Here is a 15,112-nt window from a genome sequence, read left to right as displayed (position 1 = left end):
TGACGGATTTCGTGTCGTTCGCCGACCTTGACCGCGCCGGGATGCTCGCGCTGCTCGACCTCGCCGCGGAGCTCAAGAGGAAGAGGGGGCCGAGCCAGGAGCTTCGGGGAAGGACGGTGGCGCTCGTCTTCCACAAGCCGTCGCTCAGGACGCGCGTGAGCTTCGAGATCGGCGTGTATGAACTCGGCGGCCACCCCATGTACGTGACCGACGCCGAGATCAAGATGGGGCAGCGCGAGTCCATCTACGACGTCGGGAAGGTCATGTCGCGCTACGTGCACGGGATCATGATCAGGACGTTCGCGCACTCGAACTGCGTCGAGCTCGCGGAGGCCGCGGACGTGCCGGTGATCAACGGCCTCACGGACCTGCTGCATCCCTGCCAGATCATGGGCGACCTCCTGACGTGCCGCGAGCGAGGCAAGGACCTCTCGACGATGGTCGTGGCGTTCGTCGGCGACGGCAACAACGTGGCCAACTCGTGGGTGGAGGCCTCGGGCGTGCTCGGCTTCGAGCTGCGCATCGCGGGGCCGTCCGGGTACGAGCCCGACGCCGGCGTGCTCGCCGCCGCGAGGAAGCGCGGCGGGAACGTGAAGGCGCTGAGCGATCCGGCTGCGGCCGTGGCGGGCGCCGACGTCGTGTACACCGACGTCTGGACGAGCATGGGGCAGGAGGCCGAGAAGAAGGAGCGCGACGCGCACTTCCGCCCGTACCAGGTCAACGCGGGGCTCCTCGCGCGCGCGAAGCGCGACGCCATCGTGCTCCACTGCCTGCCGGCGCACCGCGGCGAGGAGATCACCGACGAGGTCATCGACGGGCCGCAGTCCGCGGTCTTCGACGAGGCGGAGAACAGGCTGCATGCTCAGAAGGCCATCATGGTCGAGCTCATGGGTCGGTAGCGCGGCGGCCTGCGCCGGGGCGATCGCGCTGGCCGCCGCCGCGGTGCTTGCCGCGGGGTGCGCCCGGCCAGGGCTGCCCGGCGGCGGGCCCCCGGACGAGACGCCGCCGCATGTGGTCCGCACGGCGCCCGCCGACGGCGCGACGCTCGTGCCGCCGGCGACGCCCATCGAGGTCGAGTTCAGCGAGGAGATGAACAGGACGACCGTCGAACGGGCCCTAGCAGTGTTCCCGCCGACGGCGCTGGGGCGGATGCGCTGGCGGGGCCCGGCGCTGTTGGCGACCCCGGCAGCGGAACTCCCGGACTCGACCACGTTCGTGGTGACCGTGGGTGCGGGCGCGCAGGACGACCACGGCGTGCCGATGGCCGCCGCGGCGTCCTTCGCGTTCTCCACAGGGCCGGTCGTGGACGACTGCGTCGTGGCGGGCGACGTCGGGAAGGACGGCGCCCCTGTCGCGGGAGCCACCGTGTGGTTGCTGGCGGCGCCGGCGGCGGCCGACTCGACGGGGCGTCTCGCGCCCAGCGGGCGCGCGGCGCTGTCGGGCGCCGACGGCGGCTTCCGGTTCGCCCGCGTGCGCGCGTCGCGGGCGCCCTACTCGCTCGTCGCGTTCCTCGACGCCGACCGCGACGGCCGATACGACCCGTCGCGGGAGACCGGGGCGGCCGTCGACGGGGCCGCGCTCGTGGCGGCTCCGGGGGACTCCGCGGTCGGCATCAGCATCGCGCTCGGGCCGCCCCGCGCGGGAGAGGGAGGCGCGCAGTGAGGCTCTCGTTCGCGAAGATGACGGGGGCGGGCAACGACTTCGTCGTCATCGACGACCGGACGAACACGCTCGGCGACGACGCAAGGGAGCTTGCCAGGGAGCTGTGCCGGCGGCGCGTGTCGGTGGGCGCCGACGGCCTCCTGCTCCTCGTGCCCAGCACGAGGTGCGACTTCCGCATGCGGTACTTCAACGCCGACGGCAGCGAGGCGGACATGTGCGGCAACGGCGCGCGCTGCATCGCGCGGTTCGCGCACGACCTCGGGATCGTCGGCGACGAGATGGAGTTCGAGAGCCGCTCCGGCGTGCACCGGGCCGTGATCGCCGGCGATCTCGTCCGGCTCTCGATGACCGAGCCCCGCGCCATGCTCCTCGACCAGCGCCTGAGGCTGCGGGCGGAGAAGCTCACCGTCCACAGGGTGAACACGGGCGTCCCGCACGCCGTGATCGAGGTCGAGGACCTCGAGGCGGTCCCGGTCGTCGAGACGGGGCACGCCGTGAGGCACCACGACGCGTTCCTGCCGGACGGGACCAACGCGGACTTCGTGACGGTCCTCGACGGGAGCGCCATCGCGCTGCGCACCTACGAGCGTGGAGTGGAAGACGAGACCCTCGCCTGCGGCACCGGCGCCGTGGCCGCGGCGGTCGTGATGGCCGCCCTCGGCCGCGTGAGGCCGCCGGTGACCGTGAGGACGCGCGGCGGCCCGCTCGTCGTCGGCTTCTACATGAGCGACCTGGGATTCTGCGACGTCACGCTCACGGGCGACGCCGTCATCGTGTACCGCGGCGAGATCGAGCGCTCCGAGGGCTGACCGGGAGGCGTGCCATGTTCAGCGGATGCTTGACGGCGCTCGTCACACCGATGAAGGACGGTGAGCTCGACGAGCGGTCCCTGAGGAAGCTCCTGCGGGCGCAGCGCGCCGCCGGCGTGTCGGGCGTGGTGCCGACCGGATGCACCGGCGAGGCGGCCACGCTCACCGCGGACGAGCGGGCGCGCGTCCTCGCCGTCTGCCTCGAGGAGGTCGGCGACGCGATGCCGGTCGTCCCCGGCACGGGGACGAACTCGACGCGCGGGACCGTCGAGCTCACGCTCGCGGCCCAGCGCGCCGGCGCGCGCGGCGCGCTCGTCATCACGCCCTACTACAACAGGCCGTCGCCCGAGGGCCAGTACCGCCACTACCGCGCCGTCGCCGAGGCAGCCGAGATCCCCATCGTCCTCTACAACGTCCCCTCGAGAACGGGCGTGAACATGCTCCCCGAGACGATCGCGCGCCTCGCCGAGATCCCCCGCATCGTCGCGGTGAAGGAGGCCTCGGGGTCTCTCGATCAGGTGAGCGCGATCCTCTCGCTGTGCGACATCACGGTCCTCTCCGGCGACGACCCGCTCACGCTTCCGATGCTGTCCGTCGGAGCGAAGGGCGTGGTCTCCGTCGCCTCGAACGTCGTACCGCGGCTCGTCGCGGAGATGGTCGGCGCGTACCCGGGCGACCCGGCGAAGGCCGCCGAACTCCACGCGAGGCTCTGGCCGATCGCGCGGGCGCTCTTCGTGGAGGCGAACCCCGGGCCGGTCAAGCACGCCATGGCCGCGCTCGGGCTCATCGAGAGCGGGGAGCTCCGGCCGCCGCTCGCCGAGGTGACCGCCGAGAGCCGACAGCGGATGGCCCGCGGGATCGACCTCATGCGTGAGGCGCTCGGCGGAGGCGCGTGACCCGCGCGTGACCGTGGCGCCGCCGGCGCGGGGCCGCGTGAGCGCCCAGGAAGGGAAGGAGAGAAGCGACATGCCGCTCGTCGAGATCACGCTGTGGCCGGGCCGCAGCGAAGAGGTCAAGGAGAGGATCATCCGCGAGGTGACGGACGCCCTCTCGCGCTCCTGCGGAGCGCCGCCCGACGCCATCGAGATCATCATCCGCGATGTGCCCAAGACCGACTGGGGCAGGGGAGGCCGCCCGTTCTCGAAGTCCTCCCCATGACCGCGGCAGGATGTCGTTCAAGCTCCCCTTGACTGAACTCACAACTTAGGACTGGACACGGAACGCGGGGCAGCTCTAGACTGCGCCCCGCGTCGGTTGAAGTCGGCTACCGCGCGCACGGCTCCCGAAAGGGCGGCCGCGCGTCGCGGTTTTTTTTTGGTGGGCGGTCCCTGCCCGCTTCCAACAGCACCAGGAGGAACGATGCCGAGACGCCAGGAGTGGCAGCGGGAGCTCGCCCGCGTCGTGACGACGGGCGCCGAGCTCTCGCAGATCATCAGACTCACCGAGGGCGAGAAGAAGGCGATCGACTCCCTGGAGGGCGTCTATCGCCTCATGGTCTCGCGCCACTACCTGTCGCTGATCGACCCGAGCGACCCGGACGACCCGCTGCGCCGCACGGTGGTGCCCCTGCTCGACGAGCTCAAGCACCGCCCCGGGGAGAAGGACGACGACGTCCACGCCGACGAGGCGCGGTACCAGCCCGTGCCGGGGATCGTCCACAGGTATCCCGGCAAGTTGCTGCTCATCCCCACGCTCTCGTGCCCGTCGCACTGCCGCTTCTGCTTCCGCAAGGGACGGAAGGTGATGCACCTCTCGCACGATCAGGGGGAGCGGGCGCTCGACTACATCCGGCGCGACCAGTCCATACGCGACGTCGTCATCACGGGCGGCGAGCCGCTCATCCTGAGCGACGAGGAGCTCCACTACTGGGTCTCGTCCGTGCGCGCGATACGCCACGTGCAGATCGTCAGGATCACGACGCGCTTCCCGATCTACATCCCGTCGCGCATCACGCCGGATCTCGTGAGGATGCTCGCCGAGCACAGGCCGCTCTATCTCACGTTCTCGTTCGTGCATCCGAGGGAGATCACGCCGGAGCTCGAGCAGGGCATCTCGATGCTCGCGGACGCCGGGATCGTCCTCCTGCAGCAGGGCCCCATCCTGCGCGGGGTCAACGACGACCCGGAGACGCTCCGGCGGCTCTACGAGCGGCTCGCGGCCCTCCGCGTGCTGCCGTACTACGCGATCTGGGGCATCCGCGCGCCGGGGGCGGAGCACTTCATGATCGGAGGTGAGAGGGCAGCCGAGCTCATCGGCGCTCTCGAGAACAAGACCTCGGGCTTCTGCGTGCCGCACCTCATCACCATCGCGCGCGGCGACAAGGTGCGCATGATGGGGTGGTCGCCGGAGAAGGAGGCGGTCCATCTCATGAACCGAGAGCGGACGCCGTCGGCCGTCCCGTCCAGCGCCGCCGACGAGCCTCGTAGGAGCTGAGGACCCCGGGCATGCCGCCATGGCGGCGGGCCGGCCCAGCGCCGGCCCGCCGTCGTGCGTCCGGGGGCCGCGGCATGGGGGCCCGGCTCTGGTGTTCAGAAGTTGACCTGCCTGCCCCGCTCCTGGCCCGCCGCGCTTGCATCCTGCCACCGTCCGGGCTCCGCCCCCGGTCTCCGGGCTCCGCCCCCGGGCGCGACCCCATGAACCGCCCTATCCGTGGGCCTCTCAGCGACACCCCGTGGAACGCCTCTTGCTTTGACAGGCCTGCCGAGGCTTCCACAAGGGCGACGGAGAGCACAGGCGGCGGGTGGCGCAAGGCGACCAGCGCTCAAGCCACCGGCGCCTGACGGGCCAGGCGGAGCCGCGCGAGCGGCTTCGCCCACGCAGGGGGGAGAGCATGGGAACGACGAGATCAGGTGTCGGCTTCGCCGACACGACGGACTCGCGCGACGCGGGACGCCGCGCGGCGGAGAAGGCCATGGCGAACGCCTCCATCGAGCAGAGCGACTTCACCGTCGCCTTCTGCGGAGGCAATCACGATCCGATGGGGTTCCTCAAGGCAGTGAGGTCGGTGGTCGGCGAGAAGACGCTCGTCGGCGGCACGGCCGTCGGCGTCATCACGAACGAGCGCGCGAGCTACGGTGGGTACGAGGCCGGCGTCGCGGTCGTCAAGTCCAGCGCGATCCGCTTCGACGCGATGTCCGTCGGGGGCCTCGACGAGTCGGAGGAGAAGGCCGGCAAGACGCTGGGCTCGCTCCTCGCGGGACGCAGCCGTCCCGACTCGCGCGGCATTCTCCTCTTCTACGACTCGGTGAGAACGCCCCAGCCGCTTCGCGTGAACCTGGCGAGCCAGCTCGTGCGCGGCGTCGAGGCGGGGCTCGCCGGCCCGCACGTTCCGGTCCTCGGCGGCGGCATGATGAAGGACTACCAGTGGAGCGGGTCGCACGTGTTCGCCGGCGACGCCGCGATGCGCCAGCACGCGGTGGGCGTCCTGGTGTCCGGGGACTGCTCGATCCATCATGCCATCAGCCACGGCTGCGAGCCGGCCAGCGACTACCACACGATCACGAGCATCGAGGGCCCGGTCGTGAAGGAGCTCGACGGCAAGCCCGCCCTCTCGGTCATCGAGGACATCATCGGCGTGGGCGCCGGGAAGGACTGGCAGCAGTACTCGCTCCTGGTCACGCTCGGCGCCAACAAGGGCGACGACCCGTACGGCGAGTTCGACGAGAACGCCTACATGAACCGGCTCATCGCCGGCGTGAACCCGAACGACGGATCGGTCGTGCTGTTCGAGTCCGACTTCGGTCCCGGCGAGAAGGTCCAGATCATGAGGCGGAGCAACGAGCACATGCTCTCGTCCGCGCAGGCCATTTCCACGGACCTCCTCAAGCGCGTCGAGAAGGCCAACCCGTTCCTCGCGCTCTACATCGACTGCGCCGGGCGCACGAGCGGCTTCTGCGGCGCCGGCGCCGAGGAGGGTGCGATCATCCAGCAGACCATCGGATCGAAGATGCCGCTCCTCGGGTTCTACTCGGGCGTCGAGATCGCGCCGTTCATGCAGGGGTCGCGCGCCCTCGACTGGACGGGCGTGCTCATCGCGTTCACGGAGGACTAGGGGTGGCGCAGGACCTGCCTGAAAGGGAACAGCCCCTGGGCGAGACGGAGCGTCGGCTCGCGGGCCTCCGCGCGCGGGTGGAGAAGCTCGCGGGCGAGATGGTGCGCGCCGACTACAGGGTGCTGCACCTCACGCAGGAGGTCCGCCGCGCGAGAGAGGCATTCGGGTTCCTCACCGGCTTCCAGAACAGCATCAGCCGGGCGGTCTCGTTGCGCGCTCTCTACGCCGTGGCGCTCAGGACGATCATCGCCGAGCTGTGGATGAAGCGCGCGGTGATCTACGAACGACAGCCGGCCGGGGAGGGCACGACGCTCCGGCCGGCGTCGCATCTCGGATGCGAGCCGCAGAGCGCGCCTGGAGCGCTTCGCCTCGATGCGGTCGAGGCGGAGGAGTGGTCGAGGCCTCAGGTCGTGAACGCGGAGACGGAGAGCCGGGACTGGATCGAGCGGGTCCGCGAGTCGCTCGGCGCCCCGTACTTCGTGTGGATCCCGAACGTCAGAGCCGGAGCGCTCGAGACCGCGCTCGTCGCGGGCACGTTCACGGAGGACGGCGCGCAGGAGCCGGGCCTCACGGGGCACGACCTCGACATCCTCGTGTCCGTCGGCGCGATCCTCTGGGTCGGCCGGCTGAATCTCATCACGCGAGGCCGGCTGCGAAGGCAGGTCCGCTACGAGGCGCTGCTGCACAGGCTCTCCGAGCTCCTGCTGCAGGACTTCGACACGCCGACGGCGCACCTGGACGAGGTGCTGCGCCGCGTCGGGGTCGCATGGTCGCTCGACCGCGTGCGGCTCCTCACGCGGCGCCAGGACGACCGCATGACCGAGGTCACGCACGAGTGGGCGGCGCGGAGGCTCTCGCCGCTCGGCACCGGGGCGCCGCATCCGCTCGAGCGCGTCCCGGCGTGGCAGGACGCCATGGCCGAGGGACGCACGATCCGCATCAGCGACGTCGAGACCCTGCCGCCCGGCGAGTCCGCTCCGCTCCGGGAACAGGGCATCCGGTCGCTCCTCGTCGTCCCCATCTCGGTCCATCGTTCGGTGGTCGGATGGGTGAGCTTCGAGCGCTGCGCCGTCGCCTTCGAGTGGCAGGACGAGGACGTCAGGCTCCTCGAGGTCATGTCGGGGCTCGTCTCCCGCGCGGTCGCGCGCGAGAGAGAGATCGAAGAGCGGAAGCAGCTCGAGGCGGAGTACCACCACTCGAAGAAGATGGAGGCGATCGGCCAGCTCGCCGGCGGGGTGGCCCACGACTTCAACAACCTCCTGACGACGATCCAGGGATACGCGCAGCTCCTCGCGGCCCGGCTTCCGGAGGAGTACCGGACGATGACGGGCCTCAAGGAGATCACGATGGCGAGCGAGCGGGCCGCGGGGCTCACGCGCCAGCTCCTCTCGTTCAGCCGGCGTGACGTCGCGTCCGCGGGCCCCGTGGAGATCAACGCCGTCGTCGGCGACACCCTGAAGCTGCTCAGAAGGATGATGGGCGACCGGATCACCGTCGAGATGGAGCTCGCTTTGGAGCTGCCCGCCATCGTGGGCGACGCGCAGCAGATCGCGCAGATCGTGATGAACCTCGCGGTCAACGCGCGTGACGCGATGCCCAACGGCGGCACGCTCACGGTCTCGACGCACCAGTTCGCGGCCGTGGGGGCGCTCTCAAGGAGGTTCAGCATCCCCGGCATCGAGTGGTGCCAGGTCATCCAGGTGACCGACACCGGCGAGGGCATGGACGAGCAGACGCGCGAGCACATCTTCGAGCCGTTCTTCACGACGAAGGAGAGCGGCAAGGGCACGGGACTCGGGCTCTCGATCGTGTTCAGCGCGGTCCGCCGGCACGGCGGGTTCATCGACGTGACGAGCCAGCTCGGCCGCGGGACCACGTTCACGGTGTTCCTGCCCGTGCGAACCCCGGAAGAGGACACCGCTGAAGGAGAGCAGCCGGCGGCGCGAAGCCACCGGGGCCACGAGACCATCCTCGTCGTCGAGGACGACGAGAGCGTGCGCGCGATGATCCGGGAGGTCCTGGAGTCGCAGGGTTACCGGATCCTCACGGCCTCCAACGGGCGAGAGGCGATCGATGAGCTGGACCGGACGAAGGAAGACGTCTCGCTCGTGATGACGGACATCGTGATGCCGGAGATGGGCGGCCGCGAGATGTGGAAGGAGCTGAGCGCGCGAGGGTGCTCCATCCCGCTGGTCGTCATGAGCGGGTTCCCGCAGGGTGGGGAGTCCGGCGACCTCCTGAAGGGGGCGGCGGCCTTCATCCAGAAGCCGTTCGGACCGCGCGACATCGCCCGCGTGGTGCGTCTCACGCTCGACTCGACTGCGAAGGAGTCGCCCCCGAGCCAGGACGCGGCGAACTGACCTCTCGCCGCGCCGCGTTCCCCGTCCTTTGGCCTTGACTTGCCCCTCCAAAGACGCGTAACTCATCGTCTTGCGCAGATCAGCACCTTGCAGCTTCCCTCTCAGAGGAGGCCTCAGTGACCCGCGTGCTCGTGAGCGGGATCTGCGGCAGGATGGGCTCGCTGGCGGCCGAGGCCGTGGCCGCGGCGGCGGACCTCGCGCTCGTCGGCGGCGTGGAGTCGCCGGCGCACGCGTGCGCGGGTGGGAGCGTCCGCGTGCCGCGCGGCGGGGACGGGATTGACGTGCCCGTCCGCGGCGCCCTCGGGGAGTTCGACGCGGCGTCGTACGACGTGATCGTGGACTTCTCGACTCCGGCCCAGTCGGCGGCGTGCGCCGGCGTCGCGTGCGCGGCAGGCAAGGGGCTCGTCGTCGGCACGACGGGCCTGTCGGGGCCGGAGCGCGCCGCCGTGGAGGCCGCGGCCGGGACCTGCGCGGTCGTGCTGGCGCCGAACGCGAGCGTCGGCGCCAACGTGCTCTTCGGACTGGTCGAGGCGCTCGCCGCGGCGCTGCCGCCGGGGTTCGATGTGGAGATCGTCGAGGCCCACCACCGGGCGAAACGCGACGCGCCGAGCGGAACGGCGCTCCGCCTGGGCGAGATCGTCTGCCGCGGCCGCGGCCTGGAACCTGGGGAAGCGCTCCGCTTCGGGCGCTCGGGCGTGGCCGCCGCGCGGGGAGAGGGCGAGGTCGGCATCCACTCACTCCGCGGCGGCTCCATCGTCGGCCGGCACAGCGTGCGGTTCGTCTCGGAGCTCGAGGAGCTGACCGTGCGACACGAGGCGTTCACGCGGCTGGCGTTCGCCGGCGGCGCCGCGGCCGCCGCGCGCTTCGTCGCGAGCCGCGGGCCCGGCCTGTACGACATGCTCGACGTGCTCGGACTGCGCCGCCTGCGGGGATCGTCGTGAGAGCAACGCCCGCCTGCCTCGCCGCCCTCGGTCTCATCGCGACCGCGCTCTCGCCGGCCGTCGCCGCCGACGCGTCGCCCGAGCCGCCGCGGGGCGTGTTCACCCCCGGAGTGTGGTCGTCGCTGGATCGGGCGGGAGAGAACGCGCACGAGCTCCTTCGCGCCCTCTCGCTCGCGCCGGACGAGGACCGCGACGCCGTCCGCTTCCTCGTGGAGTCCCTGCCGTCGTCGGACCTCGCCGCCGTGGACGCCGCGTTCCTTCTCGAGACGGCCGCCCTGGCGCGGGAGGCGCGGGAGCGCTTCCCGTGGGGACGGGAGGTCCCGGAGGAGGTCTATCTCCGTTGCGTCCTCGCTCCGCGCGTCTCGCAGGAGCCCCTCGAGCGATGGCGGCGCTTCCTCCTCGACGAGATCGGCCCCCGCCTTGAGGGCCTCACGACGATGACCGACGCCGCGCTCGAGGTGAACCGCTGGTGCGGCGAGCGCGTCACGTTCAAGCCGACGGAACGACGCGACCAGGGCGTGTTCGAGACGCTCGCGGCGGGCTACGGCCGGTGCGAGGAACTGGTCATCCTGCACGCCTCCGCGCTCAGGAGCGTGTGCGTCCCGGCGCGCCAGGTCTGGACGCCCTACTGGCCGACGATGGACAACAACCACGCGTGGACCGAGGTGTGGGCCGACGGCGGTTGGCACTACACCGGCGCCTGCGAGCCCGGCGACGCCCTCGACGACGCGTGGTTCAACGACGCCGCGCGGAACGCCGCGCTCGTGCTCTCTCCGATGCTGGGGAGCGCGGCGCCCGGGGAGGACGCGTACCGCACGGGCGAACGCCACGCCATCGTCAACTCGACGGCCCGCTACACCGGGACGGGCGCGCTCGAGGTCCTCGTGACCGCGGACGGCGCGCCGTCGCCGTCCGTGCCCGTGACGGTGTCGCTGTGGAACTTCGGGGCCGTCCGAGCGATCGCCCGGCTCGACACCGACGAAGAGGGCCGATCTCGCATCGAGCTCGGCGACGGCGACTACGTGGTGTGCGCCGGCGGCCCTCCCCGCGGCCACGACTGGCGCGTCGCGCGGGTCGCCCGAGGGGAGACGGCCGTCGTGGGCCTCGACCTCTCACGGTCGCCCGGCTTCGCAGGGGAGTTCGAGCTGCGCTACGACCACCCCGGGGAGGCGCCGCGATGAAGGCCCGCGCCGGACGCGTCGCTCGACCGGTCACGGCGGCCGCGCTCTGCGCCCTCTCGCTCGCGGCGTGCGGCGCCGCGCGGGCGGACCGACGCTTCGAGCCCGAGGCCGCCGCGGACGTCCTGGCGCTCGTGGGCGAGGCCGACCGGGACGCGCTCGCGGCGTCGCTTGCCGACGCCGGAGCCAACTGGACCGAGCTCGCCACGGCGATCCGCACTCTTCAGGGCGAGGAGCGCGACGACTGCGTGTGGCTCGTCGTCGGCATGCCCCGCCTGGATCGCGTCGAGATGACGGCGGAGAACCTCATCGAGCACGTGCGGTGCGCCCACCGCGCCCGCCGCGAGATGCCGTACCCCGTGCCGGCCGACATGTTCCGGCCGTACATCCTCGCTCACCGGATGGAGGACGAGCCGCTCGCGCCGTGGAGGAAGAGGCTCTTCGACCTGTGGGGCCCGGCGGCCCGGGAAGAAGGCTCGGCGGCCGCGGCGGCGCGGAGGGTCAACCGCTTCCTCGCGGACTCCGTGGAGGTCCATGAGCCGGACTTCTTCGGGCCGAGGAAGTCGCCGTCCGTCACGCTGACGGCCCGAAGCGGGAGCGAGGTCGACGTCGCGATCCTCGCGTGCGCGGCGATGAAGGCGCTCGGGATCCCGAGCCGCCGGGTGTCGGTCGCCGCGCTCGGAGAGGAGCCGGGCGGCCGGAGCTGGATCGAGATCTTCGACGGCGAGGGCTGGCTTCCGCTCTACCCGCTCGAGCCGGACGCGTTCGGCGAGTTCGGACACGTCGAGGCGGCGCACCGCGGCAACGTGACGGTCGCCGCAACGCTCTCGGGGTTCGAGCTCCTTCTCGTCACGGAGCGGTACACCGAGACGGCGACGGTCGAGATGACCTTCGCGGATGGGGGCGGGCCGGCGGCCGGCTTCGACGGCTTCTCCGTGTGCGCGCTCAACGCGGGGGCGCTCGTGGCCCTCGACGCGCTCGAGACCGCGGCCGACGACGACGGGCGGTTCACGGCGACGGTGGGCGAGGGAACGTACGTCGCGCTGGCGGGGCTGCGCGACGAGAGCGGCAACCCCTTCGTCATGATGGAGCCGTTCGAAGCCGCGCCGGGGGAGACGGTCTTCGTGAGCTTCGACGTGTCGCCGCGAGGCGCGGCGGCGCCGGCGACGCCGGACGAGCTCTCGTCGCTGGCGGGATCGCTCGAGGCGCTCGTCGAGTTCGACCCGCGCGAGGAGCCGAGCGCGCGCATGCTCCCGCTCATCGAGCGGGCGCTCGCCCGGCGGGCTCCGGTGGTCACCGCGCGGTACGCGCAGGTCGCGCGCGCGGTCGAGGGGGCCGGCGCGGACGCCCGCCTCCCTCGCGTCCGTGTCTATGCAGCCGCCGGCGGAGAGGTTATACTCGAACGCCAGGGGTACGACCTGAACATCGGGCACTCGCTCCTTGCTGCCGTGGACGCGTGGATCGCGCGCGCGCTGAGGCGGCCCGATGATGCCGCAAGACCGGAGCAGCGATGAAGGACGCGCGGAAGCTCCTTGAGGTCCTCCTCGAGTGCAACCAGCTCAAGACGATCCCGCGCATGGGATGGAGGGTGCGCGGCGTGCGGGAGGGCGAGAGCGTCGCCGAGCACTCGTACGCCGTGGCCCTCATGAGCATGATGCTCGCCGACCGCCTCGGCGTCGCGGTGGACCGCGAGAAGGTCCTTCGCATCGCGCTCCTCCACGACCTGCCCGAGCACGTCACGGGAGACATCCACGCGCCCGCCACGAAGATCCTGGGCGAGGGCGTGAAGGAGGAGGCCGAGGCGCGCGTCATGGAGCGGCTCTTCGCCGACCTGCCCGGCGGCTCGCAGTACGTGAGCCTGTGGCGGGAGTTCGTCGACCGCTCGTCGGTCGAGGGAAGGCTCGTGCGCGCCGTGGACAAGCTCGAGATGTTCACGCAGGCCTACGAGTACGAGCTCGAGGGCAACAGGAGGATCGAGGACTTCTGGGGATACGACGACAACACGAGGGACTTCGCGTTCGATGAGGTCCGCGAGCTGTACGACGCGCTGCGCTCGCTGAGAAGCGAGACCATCGGCCGCTGAGAGGAGATGGAGACGACCATGCGCTGGACCCGGGCACTGATCCCGACGCACAAGGAGGACCCCTCGGACGCGGAGACCGTGAGCCACAAGCTCATGCTCCGCGCGGGGCTCATCAGGAAGGTCACCTCCGGCGTCTACAACTACCTCCCGCTGGGCTGGCGCGTCATCCGCAAGATCGAGGCCATCGTGCGCGAGGAGATGGACACCGCCGGCTGCCAGGAGATCCTCATGCCCGTCCTGAGTCCCGCGGAGCTCTGGCTGGAGTCGGGGCGCTGGCGCGTCTACGGGAAGGAGCTCTGGAGGACAAAGGACAGGAGCGGGCGCGACTTCGCCCTCGGGCCCACGCACGAGGAGGTCGTGACGGACATCGCCAGGAACGAGGTGCGTTCCTACCGCGAGCTTCCGTTCTGCCTCTACCAGATCCAGACGAAGTTCCGCGACGAGCCGCGGCCGCGCTTCGGCGTCGTCAGGGCGCGCGAGTTCATCATGAAGGACGCCTACAGCTTCCATCGCGATGAGGCGTCGCTCCAGGAGACGTACGAGCGGATGCGCGAGGCGTACTCGCGGATCTTCGACCGCTGCGCGCTCACGTACCGTCCGGTCGAAGCGGCCACCGGTGCCATCGGGGGAAGCTCCTCGCACGAGTTCATGGTGCTCTCCGACACGGGCGAGTCGGAGGTCATCGTCTGCGCCTGCGGCTACGCGGCAACGAACGAGCGCGCGGAGGGCGTCGTGCCCCCGGCCGGTCCGCCCGACGAGGCCGAGCGCCCGATGGAGGCCGTCGACACGCCAGGGATGAGGACGATCGAGGAGGTGGCGGGCTTCCTCGGGGTCCCGCCCACGCGGATCGTGAAGACCATCCTCTACGACGCCGACGGGCGCATCGTGGCGGCGCTCATCCGCGGGGACCGCGAGATCAACGAGGCCAAGCTCGCCACGGCGCTCGGCGCGGACGTCGTGGCGCCCGCGGCGCCGGGCGACATCGAGCGGGTGACGGGCGCGCCCGTCGGCTTCGCCGGCCCCGTGGGTCTCTCGGGCGTGGAGGTCGTCGCGGACGAGACCGTGCGGGCGCTCCGGAACGTCGTCGTCGGCGGGAACCGGAAGGACGCGCACCTCGTGGGCGCCAACGCGGGGCGCGACTTCCCGGCGCCGCAGTTCCGCGACCTCGCGCTCATCACGAAGGGCGACCGTTGCGCGCGATGCGGCGCCGCGCTGGACTCGTTCCGCGGCATCGAGGTCGGGCAGGTCTTCAAGCTGGGCACGAAGTACTCCGACGCGATGAAGGCGACGTTCCTCGACGAGGACGGCACGGCCAAGCCGCTCGTCATGGGATGCTACGGACTCGGGGTCTCGCGCACGGCCGCGGCCATCGTCGAGCAGCACCACGACAAGGACGGCATCGCCTGGCCGGCGAGCGTGGCGCCGTACGCGGTGCACCTCCTCGTGATCAACCCCAGGGACGCCGGGCCGCGCGAGGCCGCGGACGCGCTCTACGAGGAGCTCACGGCCGCGGGCATCGAGGTGCTCTACGACGACCGCGACGAGTCGCCCGGCGCGAAGTTCAAGGACGCCGACCTCGTCGGCGCGCCGCTTCGCGTGACGGTGGGGGACAGGGGACTCAAGAGGGGCGTGGTCGAGTCGCGCGTGCGGAAGACCGGCGAGAAGGCGGAGGTGCCGCGCGAGACGGCCGCAACGGCGATCGCGCGGATGCTGCCGTCGCTGCCGTAGGCGCAGGGAGGGTCCGGGCGCGCCCCGCGCGCCGGGCTGGCAACGATGCGCCCCCCTCGGATCCCCGAGGGGGGCGCGCTTCGCATGGCGCGGGCGTGACCCGCGCTACTTCTCCTTCGCCGCGGCGGCCATGAGGCGCGACTTCCTCCTCCTGGCCGTCTGCTTCTTCACGACGCCGACCTTGGCCGCCTTGTCGAGCACGGACACGGCCTTCCGCACGGCCTGGTCCTTCTCCTCGGCCGAGGCCGAGCGGGCCGTCTTGATGGCCGTGGAGACCCTCGACTTCCAGGCGCGGTTGTG

14 protein-coding genes are annotated in these 15,112 nt (G+C 71.5%); 13 read left to right on the top strand and 1 reads right to left on the bottom strand.

What is annotated here, in order from left to right; genetic code table 11:
• Positions 1-41 precede the first annotated feature (41 nt).
• The 13 genes from argF to FJY74_03765 all read left to right on the top strand — a co-directional run bounded on the left by argF (position 42) and on the right by FJY74_03765 (position 14,812).
• On the top strand, positions 42-899 hold the full coding sequence (gene argF, locus FJY74_03825) for an ornithine carbamoyltransferase (protein MBM3307434.1): 858 nt from the start codon (positions 42-44) through the stop codon (positions 897-899).
• Between the two features lie 112 nt (positions 900-1,011).
• Positions 1,012-1,662: an Ig-like domain-containing protein gene (locus FJY74_03820; protein MBM3307433.1), complete on the top strand. Its 651-nt coding sequence runs from the start codon at positions 1,012-1,014 to the stop codon at positions 1,660-1,662.
• 17 nt (positions 1,663-1,679) lie between these two features.
• Positions 1,680-2,471 carry a diaminopimelate epimerase gene (locus FJY74_03815; protein ID MBM3307432.1) on the top strand — a complete coding sequence of 264 codons (792 nt, stop codon included), beginning with the start codon at positions 1,680-1,682 and terminating at the stop codon, positions 2,469-2,471.
• Between the two features lie 14 nt (positions 2,472-2,485).
• Positions 2,486-3,367 (top strand): 4-hydroxy-tetrahydrodipicolinate synthase, encoded by an 882-nt coding sequence (locus FJY74_03810; protein MBM3307431.1) that lies wholly within the window; start codon positions 2,486-2,488, stop codon positions 3,365-3,367.
• A 70-nt stretch (positions 3,368-3,437) separates the two neighbouring features.
• Positions 3,438-3,629, top strand: coding sequence for a 4-oxalocrotonate tautomerase family protein (locus FJY74_03805; GenBank protein ID MBM3307430.1), 192 nt, complete (start codon positions 3,438-3,440; stop codon positions 3,627-3,629).
• 201 nt (positions 3,630-3,830) lie between these two features.
• The gene (locus tag FJY74_03800) at positions 3,831-4,904 is read left to right on the top strand and encodes a KamA family radical SAM protein (GenBank protein ID MBM3307429.1); all 1,074 of its coding nucleotides are present in this window, start codon (positions 3,831-3,833) and stop codon (positions 4,902-4,904) included.
• 397 nt (positions 4,905-5,301) lie between these two features.
• Entirely contained in the window at positions 5,302-6,522 is a 1,221-nt protein-coding gene (locus FJY74_03795; GenBank protein ID MBM3307428.1) for an FIST C-terminal domain-containing protein, read from the top strand.
• 2 nt (positions 6,523-6,524) lie between these two features.
• Positions 6,525-8,882, top strand: a complete 2,358-nt coding sequence (locus tag FJY74_03790; protein ID MBM3307427.1) for a response regulator — start codon at positions 6,525-6,527, stop codon at positions 8,880-8,882.
• Between the two features lie 116 nt (positions 8,883-8,998).
• The gene (locus FJY74_03785; GenBank protein ID MBM3307426.1) at positions 8,999-9,823 is read left to right on the top strand and encodes a 4-hydroxy-tetrahydrodipicolinate reductase; all 825 of its coding nucleotides are present in this window, start codon (positions 8,999-9,001) and stop codon (positions 9,821-9,823) included.
• Positions 9,820-11,004: a transglutaminase domain-containing protein gene (locus tag FJY74_03780; protein ID MBM3307425.1), complete on the top strand. Its 1,185-nt coding sequence runs from the start codon at positions 9,820-9,822 to the stop codon at positions 11,002-11,004. The genes FJY74_03785 and FJY74_03780 overlap by 4 nt, the downstream gene beginning before the upstream one ends.
• Positions 11,001-12,515 (top strand): transglutaminase domain-containing protein, encoded by a 1,515-nt coding sequence (locus tag FJY74_03775; GenBank protein ID MBM3307424.1) that lies wholly within the window; start codon positions 11,001-11,003, stop codon positions 12,513-12,515. The genes FJY74_03780 and FJY74_03775 overlap by 4 nt, the downstream gene beginning before the upstream one ends.
• On the top strand, positions 12,512-13,084 hold the full coding sequence (locus tag FJY74_03770; GenBank protein ID MBM3307423.1) for an HD domain-containing protein: 573 nt from the start codon (positions 12,512-12,514) through the stop codon (positions 13,082-13,084). The genes FJY74_03775 and FJY74_03770 overlap by 4 nt, the downstream gene beginning before the upstream one ends.
• 18 nt (positions 13,085-13,102) lie before the next feature.
• Positions 13,103-14,812 (top strand): proline--tRNA ligase, encoded by a 1,710-nt coding sequence (locus FJY74_03765; protein ID MBM3307422.1) that lies wholly within the window; start codon positions 13,103-13,105, stop codon positions 14,810-14,812.
• A 105-nt stretch (positions 14,813-14,917) separates the two neighbouring features.
• On the opposite strand, the gene FJY74_03760 is transcribed toward FJY74_03765, so the two are convergent.
• Positions 14,918-15,112, bottom strand: a 195-nt coding sequence (locus FJY74_03760; protein ID MBM3307421.1) for a 30S ribosomal protein S20, incomplete at its 5' end; no start/stop codon positions are given.

Source organism: Candidatus Effluviviaceae Genus I sp., assembly GCA_016867725.1.
In the GTDB taxonomy this organism is placed as follows: Bacteria; Joyebacterota; Joyebacteria; order Joyebacterales; family Joyebacteraceae; genus VGIX01.
The sequence above is the reverse complement of the archived record's forward strand: the minus strand, read 5'-3'. Positions and strand labels throughout refer to the sequence as shown.

Excerpts from the sequence above, each read along its gene's own strand:
- argF (MBM3307434.1), top strand. The coding sequence starts at position 42 with ATGCTCGCGCTGCTCGACCTCGCCGCGGAGCTCAAGAGGAAGAGGGGG.
- FJY74_03815 (MBM3307432.1), top strand. The coding sequence starts at position 1,680 with ATGACGGGGGCGGGCAACGACTTCGTCGTCATCGACGACCGGACGAAC.
- FJY74_03810 (MBM3307431.1), top strand. The coding sequence starts at position 2,486 with ATGTTCAGCGGATGCTTGACGGCGCTCGTCACACCGATGAAGGACGGT.
- FJY74_03805 (MBM3307430.1), top strand. The coding sequence starts at position 3,438 with ATGCCGCTCGTCGAGATCACGCTGTGGCCGGGCCGCAGCGAAGAGGTC.
- FJY74_03800 (MBM3307429.1), top strand. The coding sequence starts at position 3,831 with ATGCCGAGACGCCAGGAGTGGCAGCGGGAGCTCGCCCGCGTCGTGACG.
- FJY74_03795 (MBM3307428.1), top strand. The coding sequence starts at position 5,302 with ATGGGAACGACGAGATCAGGTGTCGGCTTCGCCGACACGACGGACTCG.
- FJY74_03775 (MBM3307424.1), top strand. The coding sequence starts at position 11,001 with ATGAAGGCCCGCGCCGGACGCGTCGCTCGACCGGTCACGGCGGCCGCG.
- FJY74_03770 (MBM3307423.1), top strand. The coding sequence starts at position 12,512 with ATGAAGGACGCGCGGAAGCTCCTTGAGGTCCTCCTCGAGTGCAACCAG.
- FJY74_03765 (MBM3307422.1), top strand. The coding sequence starts at position 13,103 with ATGCGCTGGACCCGGGCACTGATCCCGACGCACAAGGAGGACCCCTCG.